25 protein-coding genes are annotated in these 25,443 nt (G+C 49.7%); 12 read left to right on the top strand and 13 right to left on the bottom strand.

Features of this window, described 5'->3' with window-relative positions; genetic code table 11:
• Positions 1-191: 191 nt before the first annotated feature.
• Positions 192-1,739, bottom strand: a complete 1,548-nt coding sequence (locus F0L74_RS03205; RefSeq protein ID WP_149836380.1) for a glycoside hydrolase family 10-like protein — start codon at positions 1,737-1,739, stop codon at positions 192-194.
• A 178-nt stretch (positions 1,740-1,917) separates the two neighbouring features.
• Between F0L74_RS03205 and F0L74_RS03200 the strand changes: the two genes are divergently transcribed.
• Positions 1,918-2,967 carry a DUF3500 domain-containing protein gene (locus F0L74_RS03200; protein ID WP_213086876.1) on the top strand — a complete coding sequence of 350 codons (1,050 nt, stop codon included), beginning with the start codon at positions 1,918-1,920 and terminating at the stop codon, positions 2,965-2,967.
• Between the two features lie 167 nt (positions 2,968-3,134).
• Here F0L74_RS03200 and F0L74_RS03195 read toward each other — a convergent pair whose 3' ends face one another.
• Together F0L74_RS03195 and F0L74_RS03190 are read right to left on the bottom strand one after the other, a co-directional pair.
• Positions 3,135-3,587, bottom strand: a complete 453-nt coding sequence (locus tag F0L74_RS03195) for a methylglyoxal synthase (protein WP_149836379.1) — start codon at positions 3,585-3,587, stop codon at positions 3,135-3,137.
• Positions 3,588-3,604: 17 nt separating this feature from the next.
• Positions 3,605-4,120 (bottom strand): ferritin, encoded by a 516-nt coding sequence (locus F0L74_RS03190; RefSeq protein WP_149836378.1) that lies wholly within the window; start codon positions 4,118-4,120, stop codon positions 3,605-3,607.
• Between the two features lie 158 nt (positions 4,121-4,278).
• On the opposite strand from F0L74_RS03190, the gene F0L74_RS03185 reads away from it, so the two are divergent.
• The 3 genes from F0L74_RS03185 (at position 4,279) to F0L74_RS03175 (ending at position 6,108) form a co-directional block, all read left to right on the top strand.
• Entirely contained in the window at positions 4,279-4,872 is a 594-nt protein-coding gene (locus tag F0L74_RS03185) for a NifU family protein (RefSeq protein WP_149836377.1), read from the top strand.
• Between the two features lie 80 nt (positions 4,873-4,952).
• Positions 4,953-5,585: a nicotinamide riboside transporter PnuC gene (pnuC, locus tag F0L74_RS03180; RefSeq protein ID WP_149836376.1), complete on the top strand. Its 633-nt coding sequence runs from the start codon at positions 4,953-4,955 to the stop codon at positions 5,583-5,585.
• A complete protein-coding gene (locus tag F0L74_RS03175) occupies positions 5,578-6,108 on the top strand; it encodes an AAA family ATPase (RefSeq protein ID WP_149836375.1) in 531 nt (176 codons plus the stop codon). The genes pnuC and F0L74_RS03175 overlap by 8 nt, the downstream gene beginning before the upstream one ends.
• On the opposite strand, the gene mtgA is transcribed toward F0L74_RS03175, so the two are convergent.
• Positions 6,098-6,811, bottom strand: coding sequence for a monofunctional biosynthetic peptidoglycan transglycosylase (gene mtgA, locus F0L74_RS03170; protein ID WP_149836374.1), 714 nt, complete (start codon positions 6,809-6,811; stop codon positions 6,098-6,100). The two genes, F0L74_RS03175 and mtgA, sit on opposite strands and share 11 nt — an antisense overlap.
• A 109-nt stretch (positions 6,812-6,920) precedes the next feature.
• Here mtgA and F0L74_RS03165 point away from each other — a divergent pair, with 109 nt between their 5' ends.
• Together F0L74_RS03165 and F0L74_RS03160 are read left to right on the top strand one after the other, a co-directional pair.
• Positions 6,921-7,538 carry an L-threonylcarbamoyladenylate synthase gene (locus F0L74_RS03165; RefSeq protein WP_149836373.1) on the top strand — a complete coding sequence of 206 codons (618 nt, stop codon included), beginning with the start codon at positions 6,921-6,923 and terminating at the stop codon, positions 7,536-7,538.
• 47 nt (positions 7,539-7,585) lie between these two features.
• Positions 7,586-7,876, top strand: coding sequence for a hypothetical protein (locus F0L74_RS03160; RefSeq protein WP_149836372.1), 291 nt, complete (start codon positions 7,586-7,588; stop codon positions 7,874-7,876).
• A gap of 125 nt (positions 7,877-8,001) precedes the next feature.
• Here the strand turns inward: F0L74_RS03160 and F0L74_RS03155 are convergent, their stop codons facing one another.
• From F0L74_RS03155 to polA, 3 genes are all read right to left on the bottom strand, one after another.
• Complete coding sequence (locus F0L74_RS03155) at positions 8,002-9,147, bottom strand: C1 family peptidase (protein ID WP_149836371.1); 1,146 nt, start codon at positions 9,145-9,147, stop codon at positions 8,002-8,004.
• A 242-nt stretch (positions 9,148-9,389) separates the two neighbouring features.
• The gene (locus F0L74_RS03150) at positions 9,390-9,944 is read right to left on the bottom strand and encodes a GNAT family N-acetyltransferase (protein WP_149836370.1); all 555 of its coding nucleotides are present in this window, start codon (positions 9,942-9,944) and stop codon (positions 9,390-9,392) included.
• Between the two features lie 222 nt (positions 9,945-10,166).
• Entirely contained in the window at positions 10,167-12,998 is a 2,832-nt protein-coding gene (gene polA / locus F0L74_RS03145) for a DNA polymerase I (RefSeq protein WP_149836369.1), read from the bottom strand.
• A gap of 100 nt (positions 12,999-13,098) precedes the next feature.
• Here polA and F0L74_RS03140 point away from each other — a divergent pair, with 100 nt between their 5' ends.
• Positions 13,099-13,428 (top strand): arsenate reductase family protein, encoded by a 330-nt coding sequence (locus F0L74_RS03140; RefSeq protein WP_149836368.1) that lies wholly within the window; start codon positions 13,099-13,101, stop codon positions 13,426-13,428.
• 251 nt (positions 13,429-13,679) lie between these two features.
• On the opposite strand, the gene F0L74_RS03135 is transcribed toward F0L74_RS03140, so the two are convergent.
• Positions 13,680-14,771, bottom strand: a complete 1,092-nt coding sequence (locus tag F0L74_RS03135) for a glycosyltransferase (RefSeq protein WP_188315837.1) — start codon at positions 14,769-14,771, stop codon at positions 13,680-13,682.
• 363 nt (positions 14,772-15,134) lie between these two features.
• Between F0L74_RS03135 and F0L74_RS03130 the strand changes: the two genes are divergently transcribed.
• The 4 genes from F0L74_RS03130 to F0L74_RS03115 all read left to right on the top strand — a co-directional run bounded on the left by F0L74_RS03130 (position 15,135) and on the right by F0L74_RS03115 (position 18,577).
• On the top strand, positions 15,135-15,383 hold the full coding sequence (locus F0L74_RS03130; RefSeq protein WP_149836366.1) for a hypothetical protein: 249 nt from the start codon (positions 15,135-15,137) through the stop codon (positions 15,381-15,383).
• Positions 15,384-15,586: 203 nt separating this feature from the next.
• Positions 15,587-16,729: a formimidoylglutamase gene (locus F0L74_RS03125; RefSeq protein ID WP_149836365.1), complete on the top strand. Its 1,143-nt coding sequence runs from the start codon at positions 15,587-15,589 to the stop codon at positions 16,727-16,729.
• A 54-nt stretch (positions 16,730-16,783) separates the two neighbouring features.
• Positions 16,784-17,677, top strand: coding sequence for a YitT family protein (locus tag F0L74_RS03120; protein ID WP_149836364.1), 894 nt, complete (start codon positions 16,784-16,786; stop codon positions 17,675-17,677).
• A 24-nt stretch (positions 17,678-17,701) separates the two neighbouring features.
• Entirely contained in the window at positions 17,702-18,577 is an 876-nt protein-coding gene (locus tag F0L74_RS03115; RefSeq protein WP_149836363.1) for an alpha/beta hydrolase, read from the top strand.
• Between the two features lie 3 nt (positions 18,578-18,580).
• Here the strand turns inward: F0L74_RS03115 and F0L74_RS03110 are convergent, their stop codons facing one another.
• The 5 genes from F0L74_RS03110 to F0L74_RS03090 all read right to left on the bottom strand — a co-directional run bounded on the left by F0L74_RS03110 (position 18,581) and on the right by F0L74_RS03090 (position 24,003).
• Complete coding sequence (locus F0L74_RS03110; protein WP_149836362.1) at positions 18,581-19,003, bottom strand: lysozyme inhibitor LprI family protein; 423 nt, start codon at positions 19,001-19,003, stop codon at positions 18,581-18,583.
• Positions 19,004-19,161: 158 nt separating this feature from the next.
• The gene (locus F0L74_RS03105) at positions 19,162-20,442 is read right to left on the bottom strand and encodes a M16 family metallopeptidase (RefSeq protein ID WP_149836361.1); all 1,281 of its coding nucleotides are present in this window, start codon (positions 20,440-20,442) and stop codon (positions 19,162-19,164) included.
• A complete protein-coding gene (locus F0L74_RS03100; RefSeq protein WP_149836360.1) occupies positions 20,439-21,683 on the bottom strand; it encodes a M16 family metallopeptidase in 1,245 nt (414 codons plus the stop codon). Before F0L74_RS03100 ends, F0L74_RS03105 begins: the two co-directional genes overlap by 4 nt.
• A gap of 123 nt (positions 21,684-21,806) precedes the next feature.
• Entirely contained in the window at positions 21,807-22,745 is a 939-nt protein-coding gene (locus tag F0L74_RS03095) for a pepsin/retropepsin-like aspartic protease family protein (protein ID WP_149836359.1), read from the bottom strand.
• Between the two features lie 22 nt (positions 22,746-22,767).
• Complete coding sequence (locus F0L74_RS03090) at positions 22,768-24,003, bottom strand: aspartyl protease family protein (RefSeq protein ID WP_149836358.1); 1,236 nt, start codon at positions 24,001-24,003, stop codon at positions 22,768-22,770.
• Positions 24,004-24,193: 190 nt separating this feature from the next.
• Between F0L74_RS03090 and mqnC the strand changes: the two genes are divergently transcribed.
• Positions 24,194-25,318, top strand: coding sequence for a cyclic dehypoxanthinyl futalosine synthase (gene mqnC / locus F0L74_RS03085; protein ID WP_149836357.1), 1,125 nt, complete (start codon positions 24,194-24,196; stop codon positions 25,316-25,318).
• The last annotated feature ends 125 nt before the right edge of the window (positions 25,319-25,443 follow it).

Below are 25,443 nucleotides of genomic sequence, written 5' to 3'. Positions count from 1 at the left end.
GAGCCGCGCCAGCCAAGGCACGCCAGGGAACCCTGCCGGCAACGCAATATGCACGTAAGGCAGTAGGGGGCATTTCGTGGTAGGGAGTAACGTTTACATGCAGTTGCAGTAACCTTTCTATGCAGTCGCGATGCAATTACGGTAAAGGGTGAGGCCCTTGTTTGCCGGAACGATCCGGAGGGTTCTGCGCATTAGGGAAACAGGAATTCCGTTTTCCCGTTCACGATCTTCATGCGCAGGGGATCGCTGGCCAGGCTTTCCTGCTCCAGGCGGTCCAGGGCGGTGACGATGTATACGTAACTGCGGCCCTTTACGTAAGTCACATCTGTGAATTGCGGGTCTGGCTGCTGCGGTATGAGGCCCAGGATCTTGGTGGGATCATTGAGGTTGATGGCGGCGGCGGCGTCAAAACGGTACAGTACATATTGCTGGGTACGGCCGGAGGTATCATCGTCAGACCAGTAGAGCTGCAGGCCGTTGGCGCGTTCAAATGCATCGATAAAATAAGGGGATTTAGGCGCTTTTTGCTGCGGATCGAGCCAGGGCATCAGCGGCCGCAGGGCCGGGTAACGGTAGTAGTGATTATGCAGACTGTCTTCTATTCCCAGCGGGTTGCCCTCAAACGATTTGTTGCTGTAGAAGATGCTGCCCTGCACGGTGTTGAGGGTACGGGCTTCTTCTATCTGCCGGGGTAATTCCACAGGGTTGCGCCAGGCAGCATTGCTGTTGATCCGGTACACGCCATGGCCTATATACACATGGCGGCCGTAGCCATGCTGGGCCCACCAGTTAAGCAGTACTTCATAGTCTACCAGGCGGTGGCCACGCTCCCAGTAAAGCTGCGGCGCTACATAGTCTATCCAGCCGTTGCGCAGCCATTTGAGCACATCCGCAAAGAGATCATCATAGTTGGTTTGGCCGCCATGGGTGTAGGAACCTTCCGGATCCTGAGCGCGGTTACGCCATACGCCAAAAGGGCTTACGCCGAATTTTACCCAGGGCTTGGTAGCCTTAATGGCTACGCTCACCAGGTGGATAATGCTATCTACGTTCTGGCGGCGCCAGTCTTCCCTGCCCATGCCGCGCCCGTAAAGGCGGTAGGAGCTGTTATCCGGAAACTCCCTGTTGGGAATGCGGTAGGGGTAGAAATAATCGTCGAAATGCACCGCATCGATATCATAGCGCTTTACCACGTCTGTGACCACCTGGGTAACATACTGGCGCGCTTCCGGTACGCCGGGATCAAAGTATTTTGTATCACCATAGGTAACGAACCATTGAGGCTTAAGGCGGGTGATATGATCACCGGTTATACTGCTGCGGCCAACATTAAATACGGCGCGGTAGGGGTTAAACCAGGCATGGAACTCCATGCCGCGTTTATGCGCTTCTTCAATCATGAACGCCAGCGGATCGTAATAAGGCATGGGGGCACGGCCCTGGACGCCGGTCAGGTATGCTGACCAGGGCTCAAAAGCGGATGCGTAGAAGGCGTCGGCGGCGGGGCGGATCTGCACCACCACCGCGTTCATGCCGTTGCGTTGCAACCGGTCCAGTATGTTTATGAATTCCTCTTGTTGTGCTGCGGAGCTCAGTCCCCTGCGGGATGGCCAGTCTATATTCTCTACCGTTGCTATCCAAACAGCGCGCAGCTCCCTTTTTGGGGGTAACTGTGCGTGTACAGATGTTATCAAACCACAAAATGCTAATATACCGGCTGCTAAATGCTTCAGCTTCATCTACAATATGTTACCTGATTACTGCTAAAAGTGCGAAAATAGTAAAATGGGGCTTACGATAAGGGCAGACCCCGTTAAAATAATATCAGCGCCGCCGTTATGCCGGATCATCTGCTCATCATATTCACCCGAATAAATAAAACCATTTGAGTATTTTGTCTGCCTCAATTCCCGCGTTATGCTACACCATGCTTACTCATACAGGCTTCCGTTCCTGTTTATGCTCCTGCTGCTGATAGGCAGCCGAGGGCAGGCCCAATCCTCTGCCAATAAAACAAATGTTGCAGCTGCCGCAAAGCAGTTCCTGCAAACGCTGGATGCTAATGGCCGGCAGCAGGCCTCTTTTGACTGGACAGACGCCGAACGGTTTAACTGGAATTTTGTGCCGATGGCCCGTAAAGGATTGCCGTTAAAGGCTATGAATGAGCAGCAACGCAAAGCAGCCCTTGAGCTGTTGAAAACCTGTACCAGCGCAGAGGGTTATAGAAAAGCCACCTCTATTATGGCGATGGAAACCGTGTTAAAAGCGCTGGAAAACCGGGGGCCGGATGATCATTACCGGGATCCGATCAATTATTACTTCAGCATATTTGGAGAGCCGGGCCTGCAAAAGCCCTGGGGCTGGCGGGTAGAAGGGCATCATGTTTCCCTGAACTTTACCGCGGTGAATAACAGCCTGGTAGCCGGCACGCCGGCATTCTTTGGCTCTAACCCCGGTATAGTGCCTTCCGGACCGGAAAAGGGCAAGCAGATCCTGAAACAGGAAACCGAGCTGGCTTTTGAACTGCTCCACGCATTTGATAAAACACAGCTGGAACAGGTCATGATCGCCACTGATGCGCCCCGGGAGATCATCACCGGTAATAAACGCAAGGCTATGCTGCTGGACCCGCCGGGCCTGCCCTACAGCAAAATGAACAGCAGCCAGCAACAGTTATTAAAACACCTGGTGGCCGTATATGTGGATAACTATACCAAACTGATGGCAGATCTGCTGCTGAAAGAGATAAACGCTGCCGGCTGGGACAAGATGAGCTTTGCCTGGGCAGGGGCCAATGCCTGGGGCGGCGGGCATTATTACCGGATACAGAACCCCGCGATCTTGATAGAGTATGATAATACCCAAAATAACGGCAACCATGTGCATACGGTGCTAAGGGATCTGCAGCATGATTTTGGGGAGGATCTGCTGCAAAAGCATTACCAGACGGCGCATAACGGGAAATAGGCGGCTGAAACCCGCAATTTATCACCGGTATATGAACCGTGTGCGCTACTTTCTTCACCAGGCAGGCGTTCCCGGGCTCAGCATGCCTGAAACCCACGGTTTAACGGGAAATATATGGGTTGCACACGGGTGGCATATGGGTGTCATATGAGTGACACACGGATAATCTATACTTTTCTGCCCAGGTATTGATCATAATCCGGCAGGATCACTTCTGTTTCCTGGTGCATAAGTGGGGAGGTGAGCAGGAAATCTGCCGTAGTGCGGTTACAGGCCATGGGAATATTCCACACTGCGCAGAGGCGCAGCAGCGCTTTGATATCCGGATCATGGGGCAGGGCCTCCATGGGATCCCAGAAAAAGATGACCACATCTACCGCGCCTTCGGCAACCATGGCGCCTATCTGCTGATCGCCGCCCAGCGGGCCGCTCAGTAATTTGCGCACGGGCGCATCCAGGCGTTCTTCTACCAGGCGGCCGGTAGTGCCGGTGGCATAGAGCTCATGCCGCAATAGCACTGTTTTATTATACTGCGCCCAGTCCAGTAATTCTGTTTTCTTGTTATCGTGCGCTATCAGCGCTATGCGCTTGCGTGCGTTGAGCGTTTTGACGGTTTGCATACTGTATGATGTGTGGTCTAATGCCGGTCCTCTGTTCTCATCGTCCCCATGTCCCGGTCAAAAATATACAAACCGCCTTTATCTTCCCCTATGAGTTTTAGCTTATCGAGGATCTGACGGGCCATCTTTTCTTCTTCAATCTGCTCAGTTACATACCATTGCAAAAAGGTATGGGTGGTATAGTCTTTTTCCTGGAGACAGAGGTCTATGAGTTTGTTGATCTCTGTAGAAACGAGAATTTCGTGGGTGAGTACGTGCTCGAAAATGTCGTGGATATTGCGGAACTCGAGATCGGGCTGTTTGAGGGCCGGTACGATGCCGTGGCCGCCGCGGTCGTTGATGAAGTGGATGAGTTTGAGCATGTGCACCCTTTCCTCATCCGAATGGCGGTACAGGAACTGGGCGATGCCGTTGTAGCCCTGTACTTCTGCCCAGGAGGCCATGGCAAGGTAGTACTGGGAGGAGGCCGCTTCGAGCTCTACCTGCTCGTTAAGCGCCTGTGCGGTCTTGGTAGCTAACTTGTTATATAACATGGTAAAAAGGGTTTATATCATTGCACAAATGGAGTATTCTCTACGAATATAATCATTTGCCTATAAGGGTATTGTAAAAATCGATTGAATATCCTGTATTTCCGCAAACTAATCTCCCTGAAAGTTGCTAACTTTGCATAGTTAAACAAGGAAAAAAAATGATTAAAACAGGTAATCCCATCATCAGTATATACACGGAAATGACGCCGAACCCGGAAACAATGAAGTTTGTGGCCAACAAGCTCCTGTATCCCGGTAAGAGCATTGATTTCCCTGATGAGGCCAGTGCGAAGCCTTCTCCGCTGGCTATGGAACTGTTCAGCTTCCCCTTTATCAAAGGGGTGTTTATCATGGCCAATTTTATTACTCTCACCAAGACCGCGGATACGGATTGGATGGATGTGATCCCTTCCATTAAGGCATTCCTGAAGGAGTACCTGGAGGATAACCGTCCGGTGATCAATGAAGATGAGATTGTGGTGAAAGCCGTAGCCAGCAATGAAGTAAGCGCTGATGACAGTGACGTGGTAAAACGTATCAAAGAATTACTGGAGAACTATGTAAAGCCTGCCGTAGAAATGGACGGTGGCGCTATACAGTTCAAGGACTATAACGAAGGCATAGTGAAGCTGATGCTGCAGGGGTCCTGCTCCGGCTGCCCTTCTTCCATGATCACCCTGAAAGCAGGTATTGAAGGTATGATGAAGCGGATGATACCTGAAGTGAAGGAAGTTGTGGCGGAAGCAGAATAATAAGCCATAGTTGAGAAGAATGATAGTGTTAAAAGGAGCACAGTCTTAGTGACTGTGCTTTTTTATTGCATCTTTGCACCATGAATTTCGAGGCCATCTATCAAAGCCTGCTGGAAGGCATTCATGCCATGAGCTGGCTGGAGATCATTGCCGCCCTGTTTGGCGCCATCAGCGTTATCTGCAGCAAGCAAAACAGCATCTGGCTGTATCCTACCGGATTAGTAAGCACGGGCATATATGTATACCTGTTATCCCGGGAGCAGTTCCGCCTGTATGCGGAGGCTACCCTGAATGCCTATTATTTTATCATGAGCGTGTACGGCTGGTACCACTGGGCGCATAAGGATAAGCAACAACACACGCCGGAAGTGGGCTGGGCTACACCGCGCGACTGGGGTATCACCATTGGCATAGCGTTGCTGGGGTGGACTACTTTTTATGTGTTGCTGAAAAACTTTTCCAATTCCGATGTGCCGCTGATAGACGCGTTTGTATCCGCCACTGCCTGCGCCGGTATGTGGCTGCTGGCCAAACGTAAGATCGAGAACTGGCTGGTATTGAATGTATCCAACCTGGTAGCCATCCCCCTGTTGTTTCATAAACACCTGCTACCCACCGCATTGCTGACCATTTTCCTGTTCATTGTAGCGGTATTGGGGTATTTTAGCTGGAAGAAGATCTGGGAAGCCCATAATACAACATCGCATGCATAAGATAGTGGTTTTAGGGCCGGAGTCTACCGGTAAGAGCACCCTTAGTCAAAAACTGGCTACCCATTATAACACCGTATGGGCGCCGGAGTATGCCCGGGAATATATTGACGGCCTGCAACGGCCTTATGAACAGGAAGACCTGTTAACTATTGCTGAGGGGCAGCTAGCCCTGGAAGATGAAAGGGCAAAGGAGGCAAATGGGTTGCTGATCTGTGATACGGACCTGTATGTAATAAAAGTATGGAGCGAGCATAAGTATGGCGGCTGTGATCCGCGCATACTGGAGCAGATAGCGGCCCGCCGTTATGATCTTTACCTGCTTACGTATATAGATATCCCCTGGGAGGATGATCCGCAGCGGGAGTATCCGGACCCGCAGATGCGGGAATATTTTTACCAGATCTACCGTGATATTGTGGTGAATAGCGGCGTACCCTGGGCGGATATACGTGGCAGTTATGCGGAGCGGGAAGCTAAAGCCATTGCCGCTGTCGAAAAAGTGAAACAGGGCACTATTTATTAGCCACCAATGCCGCAATATCCGGATCGCCGGCGATGTTACGCATCTGCAGCAGGATCCGGCGCTGGCGCCAGACGGTGATGCGGGCGGCCGGATTTACGGTGTAACGTACCGGGTTAGGCAGGGCAGCCGTGATCATGGCGGCCTGCTCGCGGTTCAGGCTGGCGGCTGATTTATTGTAATAGGCTTGGGCAGCGGCTTCAAAACCAAATATGCCATCGCCGGTCTGTGCGATATTCATATACATTTCCAGGATACGGCGTTTGCCCCATAGCTTTTCTATCATAAAAGTAAAATACACTTCCAGCCCTTTCCGGATCCAGCTCCTACCCTGCCACAGGAATACGTTCTTGGCCACCTGCTGACTGATGGTGCTGGCGCCGCGGATCTTCTTGCTTTTCTGGTTATGCTTCATGGCCTTTTCGATGGATTTGAAGTCGAAACCATCATGATCCGGGAACAGCTGGTCCTCGCTGGCGATCACGGCCAGGCGTGCGTACTGTGAAATGTCCTCCGCATCTGCCCAGGTCTTATGGAAGTGTTTGTCCGTACCCCAAAGGCTAAACCAACTGGAAATCATTGTTAAAGTGATGGGTGGATTGACCCAGCGTAACAAAATCAGGTACACGAAATGCGCGATAAACAGTACTAACAGGATTTTTTTTAGTTTTCTCCAGGTTCTGGGTACTATACCTTTTAAATTCATCCAGGTGTATTTAGCGAAAATAGGGCGGAAAGTTATTAAAAATTTAGTTTAAGAAATGGTACTACCTTTGTTATGATAGGTAATTTATCATCATTTAATACGGGAGTGCATGCTATTACAATTACACCCGGATAATCCTAATCCGCGGCATGTGAAAACTATCGTGGAGTGCCTGCAGCGTGGCGGCATTATCATCTACCCAACAGATACCGTATATGGCATGGGCTGTGATATATCCCACCCCAAGGCCATAGAGCGCATTTGCCGCATTAAACAGATAGATCCTAAAAAGGCGCAGTTCTCCTTTATCTGTTATGATCTGAGCCATCTGGCGGATTATGCCAAGAGCGTGGATACGCCGGTTTTCCGTATGCTGAAGCGGGCGTTGCCGGGGCCTTATACGTTTATACTGCCGGCTAGTAAACAGGTGCCTAAAATGCTGAAAACCAAGAAAGATACGGTAGGGATCCGTGTGCCGGATAACAATATCTGCCGTACGATCGTAAAAGAGCTGGGCAACCCGGTAATGAGCACTTCGCTGCCTGTTGAGCATTACGTGGAGGAGTATACGGACCCGGAGATCATTTATGAGAAGTTTGGTAAATTAGTGGATATTGTAGTGGATGGCGGCATGGGCGGTATGACTTTTTCTACGGTGATAGATTTTACCGGGCCGGAGCCGGAAGTGATCAGGGAAGGTGCGGGAAGTGTGGAGTTGATAGGGTGAGATGATTGGTTATCATTGGAATAATGGATCTATAAAGACGAAAGACGATGAGGCAGATGAAACAGCTTATGTGGATAACAGCGCTGCTGTTATTGGCGGATAAAGCCGGGGCACAGTCCCTGCAACCCCGTTTGCGGGCGGATACAAGTGTAAAGGCGCCGTTGCCGGCTTACCTGCTTACGCCCGGCACAACGGGTAAAGTAGCGCCGGCGAGTTATTACCAGCAGTGTTTCGGTTTCTTTTGTAAACAGGAATGGATGCTGGAGAAACAAACAAAGGTGCCGGTGAAGGTGCGGTTAGGGAATTATGAGTATACGCAACGGTTGGAGGGGAAGTGATTAATGTGCGAATGTGCTGATATGCTAATGTGCTAATGTTAGTATGCTGATTTGTTAATGTGCTGATGATTAATGTTATATCCGCATTAATCATCAGCACATTAGCATATTTGGACATCAGCACATTATTTAATACCCATCTTTTTGGCTATCTCTGCGGGGATAGCTTTTTTATTGACCATAATGTTGGTGGTCTTGTAGGCAAAATAAGGCTCAGAGGCGAAGAAGTATCCGCTGCCCGGGTTATTAGTGCCCCAGGAGTTCTTTACACGGAAGTATTTATGGCCGTTCTGGTCTTTTGCCAGGCCAACGATGTGCATACCGTGATCGTCCTGTGTTTCGAAATCATCGAAAGCATGCTGGCGCACTTCCGGGGTGATGGTCTTTTCTGTGCCCGGCTCTATGAACAGGTTCTTTCTTTCTTCGGGGGTCAGTTCTGTCCAGTCTTTATCCGGTACTACGGCCAGGCCGTCGCCAAAGCTGAAGTATTTTTCGCTCACATCTGCTGCCCATGCTACAGTGTAGCCGGTGTTGATGGCGTTTTCCGCTATGCCGATCATATCTTCCAACGGTACATTGTATACTTTTTCCCAGGCCCAGTTATCCGGTACTTCCAATACAAACTGCTGATAATAAGGATGGTGGGTAAAGGAGGTAACGATCACATAATCATCCGCATTCAGGCCCAGCTCTTTGGCAAAGGTCTGCGGCGTGTAGGATTTGCCTTTATACTCAAATTTTTCCGGCGCGGGGCCCATGTAGCCATTCAGTACACCGTCAACCGCTTTCTGCCAGCTGGGGTTGATGGTCTTTTCGCTGTTGCCAACGGTTTTCACCATGCCTTCCAGCAGGCTTTCCATTTCTGCGTGGTTGTACATTTTGTCCTTGTTGCCGTCGTATACGGATTGGGGCACCATACCGTAGCTGCGCAGGCATAACAGATCATCCGGGAAGCCGCCGCCCTCGCCAAAATTGGCTTTACCGTGCATGCGTACATAATTAGCCGCCTTTAAGGGGTACATGGTGCGTACCACATACATTTCGCTGAGGTTAAGGCCCTGGCCTTTGCCCATGCGCAGCAGCTCTGATTCAAAAAAAGAAAGACCTGAAAAGGACCAGCAGGTGCCGGTCATGCCCTGGTTCTGTACATCAAAGGCATCCAGGTTCTTAATGGTGGTGAATTGGTAATGGCTGCCTTCTTTATTGGTGGTGTTTTGCGCCAGCACAGCGGTAGAAGATAAGAGTGCCGCGCCCACGATCCATTTTTTCATTCTGGTTAATATTTGTGGTTATAGTGGTAGTTTACTGCCTTGTTAATCAATGCATTTAATGACCTTACCGGGGAGGTAGACCTCTCCAATAGCCTGTATCCGGTTGTAACGGCAAATATGGGCAGCCGGTTGTAACTTAAAGCAGGTTGGTTGTATTAAACGCAGGTTTTTATGAACAGGGGCCAAAAATAAGGGAATGCAAGGAATAGCAACAATAAAAATGGGATGAGCGGGGCCTATGACTATGAACGGCTTTGCAGCTCGTTCTTCTCTGCCAGGGCGTTATATTGCTCCCGGGTGATAGCCCATCGCCAAAGCTGGTCGTTCTCTTTATCGGCAATCTCGCCAACGAACTGCATGCCTGACTTTTGCAGGATCTTTACGGAGGCGTTATATTCTTCTTCCGTGTGGGCCACTACTTTGTGTACGTACTGGTGACCAAAAGCAAAGCGGATCAGCGCTTCTGCCAGTTCTGTGCCGTACCCCTGCTCCCGGTAGTCAGCTGTGATCTCGTAACCTATTTCCACTACGCCGTTGGGGTCCGGGCGGTCTTTAAAGCCGCCGGCGCCTATGAGGCGTCTGTCTGCCCGGTGCACTACCAGGTAGAAGAACCAGCCCAGCATGGAAGGATCGTTGCGTAATTTATCATATGCTACCAGTACCATTTCGGGGTATTCTGTCCAATATTCGGGGATATCGATCCCTAACAGTTCGGCCAAAACATCTTTTCCCTGCAACAGCGCTTCGAAGTACTGCAGGGAACACGGTAATATCTGTAATCGTGATGTTTGGATCATGTTCGAAAACTAGTAAACGGATTTGGGAAATACAAGCATTACAATCAGCTAAATGCTAACAATTTAATACAGTACAATAGGAGTTCTTTGTGAAATAAAATACAAAGTAAAAATGACAATCCATAATAAATTTTTAGTACAAATTACAGGTGACAGATGCAGGCGGGTTGGGGTATCCGGCCTGCATCTGTAATTATCTACAGCATGAATATTTCAACGGTGTTAATGCGCTTCCAGCCAGTTCTTGCCGGCGCCTATCTCCACCTCTACCGGTACGGAAAGCGGGAGGGCATTGCGCATAGATTCGAGGATCAGCGGTTTGATGATATCGAGCTCTGAGCGGTGGGCGTCAAACACCAATTCATCATGTACCTGCAGCAGCATTTTTGATTTTACATTGTGCTCCTTAAAGGTTTTATGCACGGCTATCATGGCCAGTTTGATCATATCTGCCGCAGTACCCTGGATAGGCATGTTAATGGCGTTACGCTCTGCATAACCCCTCACCACCGCATTGGAAGAATTGATATCCTTGAGCCAGCGTTTGCGGCCTAAAAGGGTTTGCACATAACCGGTTTTCTGTGCAAAACGCATCTGCTTATCCATGTATTCCTTAATGGAGGGGTATTGTGCAAAGTAGTTGTCGATCAGTGTTTTGGCTTCAGAGCGGGCAATACCCAGGTTCTCGGAAAGGCCAAAGGCGCTTACGCCGTAGATGATACCGAAGTTTACGCTTTTGGCGTTGCGGCGCATATCGGAGGTCACTTCGCTCATCTCTACCCCATACACTTTGGCGGCGGTAGCGGCGTGAATATCCAGGCCTTGCTGGAAAGCTTCTATCATATGCACATCTTCGCTGATGGCGGCAATGATACGCAGCTCTATCTGGGAATAGTCCGCAGACACCAGCACAAAGTCCTCATTTCGCGGCACAAAAGCCTTACGTATTTCGCGGCCACGGTCTGTACGGATGGGGATATTCTGGAGGTTAGGATTATTGGAGCTTAAACGCCCGGTTACGGCCACGGCCTGGTTATAGGAAGTGTGTACGCGTTGGGTGCGTTTGTTGACCATTAGAGGCAACGCGTCCACATAAGTGGATTTGAGTTTGCTGAGCTCCCGGAATACCAGGATATCCTCTACAATCTGGTGTTTGTTGGAAAGTTTTGCCAGCACATCCTCGCCGGTGGCATACTGGCCGGTGCGTGTTTTCTTGGCTTTAGGATCCAGCTGCAGTTTTTCGAACAGCACCTCTCCCAGCTGCCGGGGCGATGCCAGGTTAAACCTTACGCCGGCCTGCTGGTATACGCTTTCCTCTGCGCGTTTGATCTCTGTTTCCAGTTCGCGGGAATAATCTGCCAGCGCCTGGGTATCCAGGGCAATGCCTTCGTATTCCATATCCGTAAGTACTTTCACCAGCGGGGTTTCCACATCGAAGAATACTTTTTCTACGGATTTATGCGTGAGCAGCGGCACAAATTTTTCTTTCAGCTGCAGGGTGATATCCGCATCTTCCGCGGCGTATTCTTTGATCTTTTCCAGTTCCACGTCCCGCATGTTGCCCTGGCCTTTACCTTTTTTGCCGATGAGGGTTTCTATGGATACCGGCTCATACTGCAGGTACTGGGCGCTTAGGAGATCCATGCTGCGGCGGCCTTCCGGCTCTATGAGGTAGTGAGCCAGCATGGTATCAAAGATGGCGCCTTTAATGTCTATGCCGTACCATTTGAGCACGATCATATCGTACTTAATATTCTGACCTACAAAGGTGATCTTTTCATTTTCGAAGAGGGGGCGGAATGTTTCCAGGATGGCTTTGGCCTCGTCCTGGTTGGCCGGCATGGGCACATACCAGGCTTCTGCCTTGCAGCAGGCAAAGCTCATACCCACCATTTCCACGGCATGCGCGTCTGTGCCGGTGGTCTCTGTATCAAAACAAAGCTCTGTTTGTTGTTGCAGCAGGGCAATCAGTTCCGCTCTTTTTTCCGGCGTATCTGCCAGGTGGTAGGTATGCGGTGTGTTCTCTATGTTCTTATCGGCAAGGAGTACGTTGATGCCTTCGTCTGCGGCCGGCGCTTCATCGCGCGCGGTGAGGCTCGCGGCGTCTTCCACGATATTGCCAAAGAGGTCTGTTTGCTGCACTTTGGCCGGCAGCGGTGCTTCCGCATTGGCGGCGGCAAAACCATCACCCAGGATCCTTTTGCCCAGGGATTTGAATTCGAGCTCTGTGAAGATCTCGCCCAGTTTTTCCTTATTGGGCGCTTTTATGCAAAAGTCTTCTTCGTGGAAAGTCACCGGTACATCGGTAATGATGGTGGCCAGTTGTTTGGACATGATCGCATCCTGTGCGCCGGCTTTGATCTTCTCTCCCATCTTACCGCCGATGGTATCCGCATTGGCCAGCACATTCTCCAGGGATTGGTATTGCGCCAGCAGTTTCATAGCGGTTTTCTCGCCTATGCCGGCAATACCGGGGATGTTATCCACCGCATCGCCCATAAGACCCAGTATGTCTATTACCTGGTGCACATCTGTGATCTGCCATTTAGCGCAGACCTCCTTAGGCCCCATGATCTCTTCTTTATTACCCTGGTAAGGGGGTTTGTAGATGAAGATATTTTCTTTTACCAGCTGTCCGTAGTCTTTATCCGGCGTTACCATGTATACGGTGTAACCGGCAGCTTCGGCCTGCCAGGCGAGCGTACCGATCACGTCATCCGCCTCATAACCATCCAGCTCTATTACCGGGATGTTAAAGCCTTCGATGATGCGCTTAATGTCTGGCAGTGCATCAATAAGGTCTTCCGGGGCTTCCTGGCGGTTAGCCTTATATTCAACAAAAGATGTGTGCCGTTCTGTGGGCGCCTCTGTATCGAAGGCCACTGCCATGTGGGTGGGCTTCTCTTTATTGATCAGGTCCAGCAGGGTATTGGTAAAACCAAACTGCGCGTTGGTATTACGGCCGCTGGTGGTTAAACGGGGGTTCCTGATCAGGGCATAATAGGCACGGTAAATAAGTGCCATGGCATCCAGTAAAAACAATTTCTTTTGCATGCGCTAAACCTACGTGAATTTGTGGAATGTGCAAAGTTAGGAGTTTAAAGTTTGAAAGTATGGGGGGCGTACGTAAGTTTGGAGCGGAATAGTCATAAACATGAAGAAATTATATCATTTATCTACCTGCAGCACCTGCAAAAAGATCATTGCAGACAGGGGTATCAAGGAGAAGGGATTTGTACTGCAGGACATTAAAACGGAAAAGATCACTCCGGCGCAGCTAAAGGAGATGCGGGACCTGGCGGGTAGTTATGAAGCGTTATTTAGCCGGCGCAGCCAGCAGTACCGGCCTATGGGCTTGCATGAAAAAACGCTGACGGAGGATGATTACCGGGACCTGATATTACAGGAGTATACTTTTCTGAAGCGGCCGGTGGCGATAGTAGGGGATAAAATATTTGTAGGGGCAGAGGTGAAGAACGTGTAGCTGCAAGCAGGTGGACGAGTGGATGCCGGAGACAATGTGTTAAGCAAACGCTGAAGCGATAGCCATGGGATAATTTGGAAACGTAATTGGCAATTGCTGAAGAAAAAGTGGCGCCGTTGGCCTGCGTAAATGCTATAGGAACGTTAAAATTCAGATGAGCGGCTGCAACGGCCCAGTCGGTAAAAACAACATGTGCAGATGAAATGCATTAATTATTGCATTCACATCTGCACATTTGTTTTTATCTGCAATCAGTTCATTAAAAACTTGTGTATCACATCTTTATACTGCTCCATATCCTGCTCATGCTGGAATGAGCGGAAGGAGAAGCTGGCGGCCGCTTCCAGGGCGCTGCGCAGGTCAAAACGCTCCTGCGGCAGGCTGTAGAAATAACCCTTTTCCATGAGGTATTCGCCCAGGTATACCTGTTCTGACTGGCCGGGCGTAGGCACCAGGATAGCTTTTTTATCCAGTTTCACCAGGTCCATCAGGGTGGTATAGCCGCTGCGGCTCAGCACCATACCGGAGGCCAGCATGGCTTCGTTCAGCTCCTGTGCATTGAGGTGGTTCACCTGCAGCACATTAGGGGCAATCTGCTCACGTTTGGGCGTACCGGGCTGTCCGCTGACGATCAATACTTTCAGGGGCAGCTCCTTTACCTGTTCCAGGATCAGCTTTTCCAGGTTAGAGCGTTGCGGCTCCGGGCCGGATATAAGTACCAGCAGATCATACAGTTGGGTAACGCCATCCTTCCGTTTAAAGCGGCTCAGGCAGCCAATGTAGGTGGTGTGCGGCGGTAATTGTGCCGGGTGGGCCAATATGCCGGACAGGTTATTATCATCCGCATAATCCGGCACCCAGCAGGCGTTATAGCGGCGGATATATTTATAATTCAGCCGTTGGAGGATGCGTTCCGTAACGCCGCCAAACGGCGTTTTGATCAATAACTGGTGGGAGATGAAGACACAGGGTATATCCGGGTGGTAGAGGCCAAAGCGGTTATCTGAAATAACTGCCTGAATACCATGTGTTTTTACCGTTTCCTTAAGCCATTGTTGTTCATACTTGATGCTGCGCAGGATCTTAGGGATCTGCTGTATGATCTTAATGCCAAAGAACCAGCCTTTTTGGGCGTATTGGATACGGTAGCCGGGAAGGGGTAGGATAGTGAGCTGGGGAAATTCCTGCTGTAATAATGCCGCGTGTTTACCTTCGGCTGCAATAACGACTTCGCAACCGGCGTTTAATAATTCGTAGATGAGCGGAATATCACGGGTAGCGTGTCCAAGGCCCCAGTCAAGCGGTACTACCAGTATTTTTTTTGATGCGTAGCTTGTGGACAAATAATTTAAAATTTTTTGCGAATTTAGCGTAAATTAGAGAAGGTGTATTGTTAAGAAAAGGTAAACTCTTATTCAGGCAGGATCATAATTCAACGAAGTATAGTATTTTATATGAAACAATTTAAATGGCTGTTGATCTTTTTTTTGTGCGGAAGTTTGGTATTGCAGGGTTGCAGTGTTTTTAAGAAGAACGATTGCGGTTGCCCAACGATGAACAAAAAACGGATGCATTAACCACAGGATGCATAATAACCGACACCTGTAGTAGTTAAAGAGACACCTTACCATTAGCGGGCACTTATACCTATCCGCTTATTGAAAACCCAGGTGAAAAAATTATAGGGAACGTCAAATTTAATCTCAATGAAACCTGTAGAAAGGGATTTACTGATCTTGCTACATGAAGAAAGGTATAATGAGCAACAGATCCAGTACGCTGTAAAACAGATCAGCGAAATGCTTACGGTGGTAGAAACCATGGATTACCTTTGCGCCGTAATGGAAGTAGTGGATTGCAACAAAAGCCGTGTTAGCAGCAAGCGCTCCATACTGGAAAAAGTATTCTCCAGGAAAACGCAGCGCCCATTTGAATTTGTAGTACACAAGAACTAATGATCTTGCTGATCTATGCCGCGTTGCCCCTCAAAACGAACAGGCGTACATCCCAACATCCAGGCCCTTCTTGAATTTGTAATGCATAGGAAAGTCAATGATGTTGCTGATCCCTGCCGCATATAACCAAAATCCAGCCGCTTCCTTTTTCTCTCTTTTAAAATCTTGTTGTAGGTTTGCCAGCAAATAAATAACTTATTGTAATGGCGGACTTTACACACCTGCAGGATTTTCTACAGCCCATTTCCAAAGCATATCTGAACGATGATCAGGAGTACGATGCCGCCCAGATAGGCGGTATAACGGACCTTTATGAAGAAGAGGGACAATTGCCGGACCTGGAAGCTGCAGATGTTATACTGCTGGGTGTAGGCGAAGAACGCGGTTATGGCCCCGGTAAAAAAGGCCCCAATGCACCGGATATTATCCGCAAAGAATTTTACAACCTCTATTACTGGCATAAAGATGTAAAGGTGGCCGATCTTGGTAACCTGCAGCAAGGCGTTAGCCTGGCAGATACCTACGCCGCGTTACGCACCGTACTGGCAGAACTGCTGCATGTGCACAAACCGGTGATCATCCTGGGTGGTTCTCATGACCTTACCTATGCACAATACCAGGCCTATGCCTCCCAGCAGTTTGTAGTAGAAGTGAGCGTGGCAGACGCGCTGATAGACCTGCAGGAAGAAAGCCCCATCCCCGCCACCGGCTTCCTGATGGATATGCTCACGGAGCAGCCCAATTATATCAAACACTATAATCATATCGGATTCCAGAGTTATTTTGTACATCCACGTATGTTAGAAACGCTGGATAAACTGCGTTTTGATTGCTATCGCCTGGGTAAGGTGCGGGAGAACCTGGAGGAATCAGAACCGGTATTGCGCAATTCAGATATGTTCAGCCTGGACATCAGCGTGATCAAACATACAGAAGCGCCGGCCAACCGCCTCTCTCCCAACGGTTTCAGCGGGGAAGAAGCCTGTGCCCTCTCCCGCTATGCAGGGATGAGCAGCCAGCTGAGCTCCTATGGTATTTATGGCTACCGTCCCGCGCAGGACAGGGATCAGCTTACAGCCCGCCAGATAGCGCAGATGCTGTGGTATTTTATTGATGGCCGCTCTGTAAGGAATAAAGAGGCGCTGCTGGAAGAGCGGGATGCGTTTTGGGAATTCCATATTGCCTGTGCGGATATAGATACGGTGTTTCTGAAGAGTAAAAAAACAGGCCGTTGGTGGATGCAGTTGCCGGGTAAGGATTTTGTGCCTTGTGCTTACAGCGATTACCTGATGGCTAGCAATAATGAGATACCGGAAAGGTGGTTGCGGCATCAGGAGAGATTGTAATTGATCCGTTACGGTCAACAATCGTAATTTGTAATTGACAATTCGTAATTGAATATGCGTTCCACCAGGAGAGAACGATTAGCACGTCTGAACCTTATCCACAATACGCAGGATGTGGTGCTTATCTCCATTGGCGTATTGCTGGCAGCAGTGGGCCTAAAGGGGTTTCTGCTGCCCAATGCCTTTCTGGATGGGGGTGTAACCGGTATTTCCCTGCTGGTGAACCGCCTTACCGGCTGGCCAATTTCGTTACTGCTTATACTCATCAACGTACCGTTTATATTACTGGCGTGGCGGCAGCTATCGCTGGGTTTTACTATCAAGGCTATGTCTGCCATTGTGGGGCTGGCGGTAGCGCTGGTATTTATACGGGTGCCTGTTATTACCAGCGATAAGCTGCTGATAGCCATCTTTGGCGGGTTTTTCCTTGGCGCCGGTATAGGCATGAGCGTTAGGGGCGGCGCTGTGCTGGACGGCACGGAGGTGCTGGCACTCTATATTAACCGCAAGACGGTGCTTTCTATGGGTGAGGTGATCATGTATTTTAATATCCTGATCTTTGGCGTAGCCGCTATCCTTATCAATATTGAAACGGCCATGTATGCCATGCTTACCTATCTTTCCGCCTCCAAGACAGTGGATTTTGTGATCCAGGGTTTTGAGGAATACATAGCCCTCACGATCATCTCCCCGGAGAGTGAGCTGATACGGAAAACGCTTACCCTGAAGTTACGTAAGGGCGTAACGGTATTTAAGGGCAAAAGCGGTTTTGGTAAACGCGGACAGGTAGATACTGATATAGACATTGTATATACCGTAGTGACCCGCCTGGAAGTGCATAAGATCATTGATGAAATAGAGAAGATAGACAGCAAAGCGTTCATTGCCCAGCATAATATCAACGATACCAAAGGCGGTATGATCAAACGCCGGGCAACGCACGGATAATCCAATAAAAGACACGAGCACGATATGAAAAACTTACTCACCGCCCTGCTGCTTACTTATGGGGCCCTTACTGCATATGCGCAGGAAAAGATCAATTTATATCCGCAGGCGCAGGACCTGCATATTGGCGGCCGGGATAAGGTAGCGGATGCGCCTTATATTACCCATTACAGTGCGCCTCAAAAAAACGGCTCCGCCGTGTTGATATGTCCGGGTGGTGGTTATACCTTTCTGGCAGATGGGCATGAGGGTACTGATATTGCCGCGTTCTTTACCAACAAAGGATATGACGCCATTGTGCTGCGCTACCGGGTAAATGTAGCCGGACAAACGCCGCAGGCTCATTACCCTACCCAATATAATGATGTAACTACGGCTATGCGGCTGGTAAAATCCAAAGCAGCCGGCTGGGGACTTGATCCTGAAAAGATTGGCGTGATAGGTTTTTCTGCCGGCGGGCATCTGGCTTCCTGCCTGGCCACCCTGATACAGCCCGCTAATCCGCAGGCCGGTAATGAGCTGGAAAAATGGAGCACCCGGCCCGCGTTTGCTATATTGGTTTACCCGGTTATTGCCATGCAGCCTCCGTACAAACATGGCGGCAGTGCGGATATGCTGCTGGGCGCAGATACGGCTACCACACTGGCAGACTCCCTGAGCACCTATAACCGGGTAACGGCGGCAACGCCGCCCACCATGCTGATACATGCTACGGATGACAATGTGGTACCGGTGGAGAACAGCTTGTTATTCTATGATGCGCTGCGCCGCCAGCATATATCCGCTACGCTACATGTCTATGATCACGGCGGGCATGGGTTTGGCCTGGGCGTAAAAGACCCTGTGCTGGCCTCCTGGCCTGCATTATGCATAACATGGCTGCAGCGGATGGGTATATAGGGATCAACCCGCTGTGTAATGCCTGTAATTTACCAGTAATGCGTTTACACGGTCTTTAATGTAAGCTGCTTTGTGATCTGTGGAGATGGCCTGATCATCCAGTCCGGCCATGGTTTTTTTATGCAGCTTTTCTACTCTTGTATCCAGCAGTTTAAAATAAGCTTCTTTCTTTTCTTCCCACTGCACCTGTTCTACTTTCAGGGATCTGCGGCGGTTGGTATCGAGGCTGGTATACAGCTGGCGATAAATATTGTCCATCATACTATCCATCTGGCGGTAATATTCCAGCGCGCAGCCGTACATGTACTGGCTTTTGCTGAGACAACGCTGGTAATTGCTTTCCAGGGAATCTATGACTGCCTGTTTAGTTTGTGCAAAAGATTTCAGGCATAACAACAAGGGTAAAAAGAACAACACTTTTTTCATAGGCTCTAAAGTAAGGGATGGCAAAAGTATGACAAATTCTTTTAATGTGCTGATATGCTAATATGCTGATGGAGATCATACAATGCAAAAATGTGCTAATAAAATGCATTTAATCGCTGCATTTCATTAGCACATCGGCATATTAGCACATCAGCACATTAAATCACCACCAGTTCGTAGAACTCTGAAGGCGTAAGGTATTGCTGGGCAAGATGCTGCAATTCCTCTGCGGTGATAGTTTTGATGACACGGATATTGTTATAGAAATAATTTTCATCCAGGTCGTTGAGGATGAGGCTTTTCCAGCGTTGGATCACCTGGAAAGCGCCGTCCAGATCTCCCAGGATGGTGCCTATCATATAGTTGCGCACCAGGCTCAGTTCCTCTGCCGGTATGGGCTCCTGCTGCAGGCGGGCCAGCTCCTTGTAGATCTCCTCTATGGTAGCTTCGCATACATCGCGGCCGGCTTCTGTTTGGATGTTCAGCGCGCTGGTCTGGCGGAAATTATAGAGCTGTGAGTGGATGCCGTAGGTGTAGCCTTTATCTTCCCGGATATTGCTCATCAGGCGGGAGCCAAAATAACCACCCAGGATAGTGTTGAGCACCAGCATTTTAGGAAAGTCCGGGTGATAGCGGTTAGGGAAATGCCGGGCTACCCGCACTGCTCCCTGTACGCCATTTTCATCGTTGAAGATGCGATGCCGTTTTTCGTCCGCTATCTGGATGGGCAGCTCCGGCCGCAGCAAGGCGCTTTCCCCGTTCCATTTGGTGGCGCCGAAATATTTATTCAGCATGGGGATCATATCGTCTGGCAGATGGCCGGCCACAAAGATCTTACAGTTATTGTACGTGTAGTGCTTCTGGTAAAAAGCGTGCAGGCTTTCCGGCTGCAGGGCGTCATAGGCCATCATGGTGCTTACGCGGCCATAAGGGTGGAAATCGCCAAAGAGATACTTATCAATATAGCGGTTAGCCACGAAATCGCATTTCTGCAGGTTCACGGCCAGGCGCTGCTTCATATTCTGCTGGTAGATGGCCAGTTCCTCGCCGGCAAAGGCGGGGTCCTGTATCACCTCCTGCAGCAGGGGCAGCAGCTGGGCGGTATGTTTGGTAAGGCAATGCAGCGTATAGGTGGCATTTTCGTGAAAGCTGTTACGGTTCAGGTAAGCGCCAAAATACTCTATGCTTTCATTTATCTGTAGCGCGCTGTGCTGGCTGCTGCCGTTCTTCATCAGGAAGTTGGTGGCGGCGGCTATCTGACTTTCCTGCTCGTACCAGCTGCCGGCCGGAAAGATCATTTCCAGCTGCAGGGTATCCTGTTCATCGCTTTTTACAACGTAAACGGGGATACCGTTATCCAAAGTGAATTTCTCGTATGGTTTCAGCGTTATATCAAACTCCACGGCGTCTTTTATAGCGGGCGCATTTTTTCTATTCATATCTGGTTGTCTGCGTAGTAATAGATAGTGTTAGAATTCTTTTCATTAAAGATGATATTGGCTTCGCGATGAATATCTTCTGTGGTCACTGTTTCGTAGTTCTCAAACTCGGTGTTCATCAGCGCGGCGTCTCCCATCAGTTCATAGAAAGCGAGGTTGTTGGCGCGGTTTAGCAGGCTCATATCTTCAAAGGCCAGCAGGCTTTCTACGCGGTTCTTTACCTTTTGCAGTTCCCGTTCCGGTATAACGGTCTGTTGCAGTTTGCTAAGCTCTTCCTGTATGGCTTTTTCCGCGTCCTTCATCTTTACGCCTTTTACCAGTTTGCCTTCGATAGTTAGCAGACCGGCGTCCAGGGTGCCAAAATGATAACATTCTATGTTGCTGAACAGTTTCTTTTCTTTTACCAATACCTGGTGCAGGCGGCTGGAGCTACCTCCGCCCAGTATGTCGGAAACAAGGTCTGCCGCATAGTAGCGTTTATCCTGGCGGGGGTAGATGTGGTAGCATTTGTACAGCGCGTCCAACGGTACATTGGCTTTTACCTCCAGTTTGTGGGCGGCCGTTTGCGGTGGCTCTACCGGGATCTGGCGCTGGTATTTTTCGCCGGCGGGAATATCTCCAAACCATTTTTCCGCCAGGGCTTTTACCTGTTCTGTGGTTACTTTGCCCGCCGCTACCAGGATGGCGTTCACCGGGCGGTAATATTTGAAAAAGAAGGCCTTTACATCTGCCAGGCTGGCTGTTTCTATATGGGAAAGCTCCTTTCCGATGGTCATCCAGCGGTAGGGGTGGGTGCTATAGGCGAGTTGCCGCATTTTATGCCACACATCGCCATAAGGCTTGTTTATATAGTGCTCCTTGAACTCTTCGATCACCACTTTACGTTGCACATCCAGGCTTTTTTCGCCAAAGGCCAGGGACAGCATACGGTCACTTTCCAGCCAGAAGGCGGTTTCTATATTCTCCGCGGGCAGCTGTACATAGTAGTTGGTCAGATCGCTGGTGGTAAAGGCATTGTTCTCGCCGCCGGCCATCTGTAAGGGCTCGTCATAGTCAGGGATGTTAACGGAACCGCCAAACATCAGGTGTTCAAACAGGTGGGCAAAGCCGGTACGCTCAGGTTCCTCATCACGCGAGCCTACATCATACAGCACGTTCAGCACGGCCATAGGCGTGGTGTGGTCTTCATGCACAATTACCCGCAAACCATTGGCAAGGGTGAATTTATTGTAATGGATCATATTCTTTTATTGGTTAATGTAAACACCCCGCAGTACAGCACGGTACGGGGGAAATGCAATTTATTAAAATTCCTCATCACAAATTCCAAACCATCCAATAACTAACTGTTATAATGGCGGGATCTAGCGCTGCAGGTACAGCAGTTTCTGCCGGTAATTGATAGTAACAGCGGAGAATTGTTTCCATACTTCATAGCCAATGGCGCCGGCGATCTCTATAAGGGGGCTATCGTCATTCACATCCTCGCAGTAGCTGACGGGGATCTTAGACAGCTGGCGCGTGCCTAAGGTAAGGGAGGGAATGGTGCTATTGGTATATACATCGATCTTAATAAGCTCCTGTACCTGGTCTGTGCTTTCTGTGACCAGCTGTTCGTTAAGCTTGTTCTTTTCCACATAGGGCCAGTTAAACAGCACGCCATAGTCGCCGCCGGATACCAGGTGATAGTTGCTGGTAAGGGAAGCGCCGCCGGGCAGCTGTATGGTAGCGGGTATTACGGGGGTGTTAAAGTTGATGCGGAAGGGGATCTGTTCCGTACCGGCAGGCAGCTCCGGTGGCGCGCTGTGTTTGTAGAGCACCAGCTGTTGCTTTGTATAGTCGATTTTAACGATAAACTCCTTCAGGAGGTCTATGCCAATAAAACCGTCTATCACCAGGGGGCCTTTGCGGAATTCAGGGATATTCTCCAGGAACACTTTTACGAAGGGCAGCCGCGTTTTGCCCAGGTAGAGCACATTGAGCACGGCAGTATTTACAGCCAGCATCAGGTCATTATTGGCAGAAACGCCGGAGAGCTGCTTATTCTGCACCTGCAGCTTTTGCGCCAGGCCGTAATGCAGCACGGTCACCTCTGTGCCGCTGTCAAAAATAAAATGCAGGGTATCTGAATTGCCGGAGGTAGTAACGGGGATCACCACCTGGTGGCCATAGAGCTGAAAGGGGATCACCGCGGCGGGGCCTTGTTCCATGACCGGTTCTGCCGCTTTGCGTTTTTTGAACTGGGCAACGGTCAGCAAAGACAAATGACAAAACAGCAGTATGAATAATACGTGTATGCGCATGGAAAACCCTCTCCTATAAACGCTACAAGATACTTTTTATTGGTAGTTTTTTGATGATGAGCTGCGTGTCGCGCATAAGCAGCAAAGTAGGCCGGGTACCTACATTTTTCAGTATATCCCGGTACACCTGCAGGTTTTTGCTGAAGTTATTATTGATGGCCAGGATGATATCGCCCTTATGGATGCCCGCTTTTTCTGCCGGCGAGTTTTTGATAATGTCCGTGATCTCTATGCGCCCGTCAATAAGATAGAGGATAAGGCCTGTGTAGGAGTAATCGAACGGATCCCGGTAATGGGTATTGGGCAGCAGATAGATCTCCTTTTTTGGGTAATTGAGGAACAGGTTAAAACGGCGCAGCAGGTCATTGCCTATCATACCGCCCAGGAAGGGATAGGCGGTGATGTTGAACTTATCGTCAAACAGGTACACCGGCACATTGCGGAAGTTGTAGTTACCGATCTTAAATTCCTGGATGGTGGTGATATGCATCTCCATTTTACCGCCCAGGCCCTGGGCCTCTGTCTGGATGATCTTGCGTTGTCTTTTACGGGATGACAGCAGGCCGCTGTCTTTTACAAACTGGTTGGAGAGCAGCAGGCACATACCGGCGCCGGTATCAAAATAGTAGCGGTTATTGGACTGGGCCTTGCCATTGCGCAAGGGGGCGGATACGATGGGAATAAGGGAAAGGGAAGGTTTCAGGAGCAGGCCGCCTCTGGGATAGGAGAACTTGCCCTTGGTATAGATGTTTATCATTTCCTTATCGTAGTCCACATTTACGATATAGCGGCTTAGCAGGCTGTGGCCGATAATACCATCCACCTGGAGGCCATATACCTGGCTAATGAGCTCATAATCATTTACATGGAAATTGAGACTGTCTACCTCCAGCCCGGGTAAGATAAGGGTACGGTTCTCTGCAAAGGAAACCTGTTTGGAGCCGCCCAGACCTCTTACGATCTTGTCAGAGGGGGCAAGCGGAATGCCCAGCCGGGCGCAGGTGCTGGTATCCAGGGAAATGCCCGCGCTGCCGGTATCCAGTATAAACTGCAAGGTATCCGGTATGCCTTTAAGTTGTGCCCGGATGACCACTACCCCACCGTAGAATTGTTTAAAAGGAAAGCTGGTAATGAGCACAGATTCTTTGACAATCGTATCATTTGCGCCAGGGCTTGCCTGGGCCGACGCGTGTGTGGAATTGCCGGTAGCGGCTAGCAGGAGCAGCCAACAGTGTACTAACAGTAAGGTATTTCGCATACGGGGCGCGCAAAAGCGCTCATTTACATAAATTTAACATTAAAATACTTTTACATAGCAAAAAAACATTTCAAACGGGAGGAAAAACGTATGAACAGCGGCTTCCGTGGTATAAGCCGCTGTATGCTGCCCGGTATTGGTTATTTTACTATGCCGGTAATCATTAACTTTGTTTGTACAAGGCTTTACCATGCAACTTAAAGATCTATATCAGAAAGCCCTCCAGTTTGAGTGGCTGACTGCGGAAGAAGGAGTGTTTTTATTTGAGAAAGCGCCCATGGCGGAATTAACGCATATCGCCAATGAGCTGCGCAAGCAACAGGTGCCACACGGTAAGGTTACCTGGCAGATAGACAGGAATGTGAATACCACCAATGTGTGTATTGCCAACTGTAAGTTCTGTAACTTTTACCGCATTCCCGGCCATGCGGATGCATACATTACCAGCATTGACGAGTACAAGCGTAAAATTGAGGAAACCCTTAAATATGGCGGCGACCAGCTGCTGTTACAGGGTGGTCACCATCCTGAGCTGGGCCTCAGCTTTTATGTGGACCTTTTTAAAGAGCTAAAACGGTTGTACCCCACTTTGCGCCTGCATACCCTGGGACCCCCGGAGGTAGCGCACATCACCAAACTGGAAAAAAGCACCCACCTGGAGGTACTGGCCGCGCTGCAGGAAGCCGGCATGGACAGCCTGCCCGGCGCCGGTGCAGAAATACTGAACGACCGGGTACGCCGCCTGATCTCCAAAGGCAAATGCGGCGCCCAGGAGTGGCTGGATGTAATGCGCGCCGCGCATAAACTCAACATCGCTTCTTCTGCCACCATGATGTTTGGCCACGTAGAGACCGTACTGGAGCGTTTTGAGCACCTGGCTGCCATCCGCCAGGTACAGAGCGAAAAGCCGGAAGGTCATTATGGCTTTACCGCCTTTATCCCCTGGACCTTCCAGGATGTGGATACGCTGCTGGCCCGTATACGGGGCGTGCATAACATGACCACCGCGGAAGAATATATCCGTATGATAGCCATGAGCCGTATTATGCTGCCCAATGTGAAGAACATACAGGCCTCCTGGCTAACGGTAGGTAAACAGGTAGCCCAGCTATGCCTGCATGCCGGCGCTAACGATTTTGGTTCTATCATGATCGAGGAGAATGTGGTAAGCGCTGCCGGCGCACCGCACCGGTTCACCTACCGCTCTATGCAGGATGCGATCAAGGAGGCCGGTTTTGAGCCGCAGCTCAGGAATCAGCTATACCAGTTCCGGGAAATACCGGCAACAATTGAGGAGCAGGTGATCAACTATTAATAATTGAGGTTGTTAGGAATTCAGGTTGCTAACAACCTATCATACAAGTCGTAAGTAGTTAATTGTGTTATTAAGGCCGGGTACGTTACCTGGTCGCTAATGGCTAACAGCTAACCACTTACGGC

The organism is Chitinophaga agrisoli, from assembly GCF_008386695.1.
Classification (GTDB): Bacteria; Bacteroidota; Bacteroidia; order Chitinophagales; family Chitinophagaceae; genus Chitinophaga; species Chitinophaga agrisoli.
This window is presented reverse-complemented; position numbering and strand designations above follow the sequence as displayed.

What these genes read in the sequence shown, in the direction of transcription:
- F0L74_RS03130 (WP_149836366.1), top strand. Translation starts at nt 15,135, where the DNA reads ATGAAACCTGTAGAAAGGGATTTACTGATCTTGCTACATGAAGAAAGG.
- F0L74_RS03105 (WP_149836361.1), bottom strand. Translation starts at nt 20,442, where the DNA reads ATGAATAGAAAAAATGCGCCCGCTATAAAAGACGCCGTGGAGTTTGAT.
- F0L74_RS03200 (WP_213086876.1), top strand. Translation starts at nt 1,918, where the DNA reads ATGCTACACCATGCTTACTCATACAGGCTTCCGTTCCTGTTTATGCTC.
- F0L74_RS03100 (WP_149836360.1), bottom strand. Translation starts at nt 21,683, where the DNA reads ATGATCCATTACAATAAATTCACCCTTGCCAATGGTTTGCGGGTAATT.
- F0L74_RS03195 (WP_149836379.1), bottom strand. Translation starts at nt 3,587, where the DNA reads ATGCAAACCGTCAAAACGCTCAACGCACGCAAGCGCATAGCGCTGATA.
- F0L74_RS03140 (WP_149836368.1), top strand. Translation starts at nt 13,099, where the DNA reads ATGAAGAAATTATATCATTTATCTACCTGCAGCACCTGCAAAAAGATC.
- F0L74_RS03095 (WP_149836359.1), bottom strand. Translation starts at nt 22,745, where the DNA reads ATGCGCATACACGTATTATTCATACTGCTGTTTTGTCATTTGTCTTTG.
- mtgA (WP_149836374.1), bottom strand. Translation starts at nt 6,811, where the DNA reads ATGAATTTAAAAGGTATAGTACCCAGAACCTGGAGAAAACTAAAAAAA.
- F0L74_RS03090 (WP_149836358.1), bottom strand. Translation starts at nt 24,003, where the DNA reads ATGCGAAATACCTTACTGTTAGTACACTGTTGGCTGCTCCTGCTAGCC.
- F0L74_RS03165 (WP_149836373.1), top strand. Translation starts at nt 6,921, where the DNA reads ATGCTATTACAATTACACCCGGATAATCCTAATCCGCGGCATGTGAAA.
- F0L74_RS03125 (WP_149836365.1), top strand. Translation starts at nt 15,587, where the DNA reads ATGGCGGACTTTACACACCTGCAGGATTTTCTACAGCCCATTTCCAAA.
- F0L74_RS03160 (WP_149836372.1), top strand. Translation starts at nt 7,586, where the DNA reads ATGAGGCAGATGAAACAGCTTATGTGGATAACAGCGCTGCTGTTATTG.
- mqnC (WP_149836357.1), top strand. Translation starts at nt 24,194, where the DNA reads ATGCAACTTAAAGATCTATATCAGAAAGCCCTCCAGTTTGAGTGGCTG.
- F0L74_RS03185 (WP_149836377.1), top strand. Translation starts at nt 4,279, where the DNA reads ATGATTAAAACAGGTAATCCCATCATCAGTATATACACGGAAATGACG.
- F0L74_RS03150 (WP_149836370.1), bottom strand. Translation starts at nt 9,944, where the DNA reads ATGATCCAAACATCACGATTACAGATATTACCGTGTTCCCTGCAGTAC.
- polA (WP_149836369.1), bottom strand. Translation starts at nt 12,998, where the DNA reads ATGCAAAAGAAATTGTTTTTACTGGATGCCATGGCACTTATTTACCGT.
- F0L74_RS03110 (WP_149836362.1), bottom strand. Translation starts at nt 19,003, where the DNA reads ATGAAAAAAGTGTTGTTCTTTTTACCCTTGTTGTTATGCCTGAAATCT.
- F0L74_RS03120 (WP_149836364.1), top strand. Translation starts at nt 16,784, where the DNA reads ATGCGTTCCACCAGGAGAGAACGATTAGCACGTCTGAACCTTATCCAC.
- F0L74_RS03115 (WP_149836363.1), top strand. Translation starts at nt 17,702, where the DNA reads ATGAAAAACTTACTCACCGCCCTGCTGCTTACTTATGGGGCCCTTACT.
- F0L74_RS03190 (WP_149836378.1), bottom strand. Translation starts at nt 4,120, where the DNA reads ATGTTATATAACAAGTTAGCTACCAAGACCGCACAGGCGCTTAACGAG.
- F0L74_RS03175 (WP_149836375.1), top strand. Translation starts at nt 5,578, where the DNA reads ATGCATAAGATAGTGGTTTTAGGGCCGGAGTCTACCGGTAAGAGCACC.
- F0L74_RS03205 (WP_149836380.1), bottom strand. Translation starts at nt 1,739, where the DNA reads ATGAAGCTGAAGCATTTAGCAGCCGGTATATTAGCATTTTGTGGTTTG.
- pnuC (WP_149836376.1), top strand. Translation starts at nt 4,953, where the DNA reads ATGAATTTCGAGGCCATCTATCAAAGCCTGCTGGAAGGCATTCATGCC.
- F0L74_RS03155 (WP_149836371.1), bottom strand. Translation starts at nt 9,147, where the DNA reads ATGAAAAAATGGATCGTGGGCGCGGCACTCTTATCTTCTACCGCTGTG.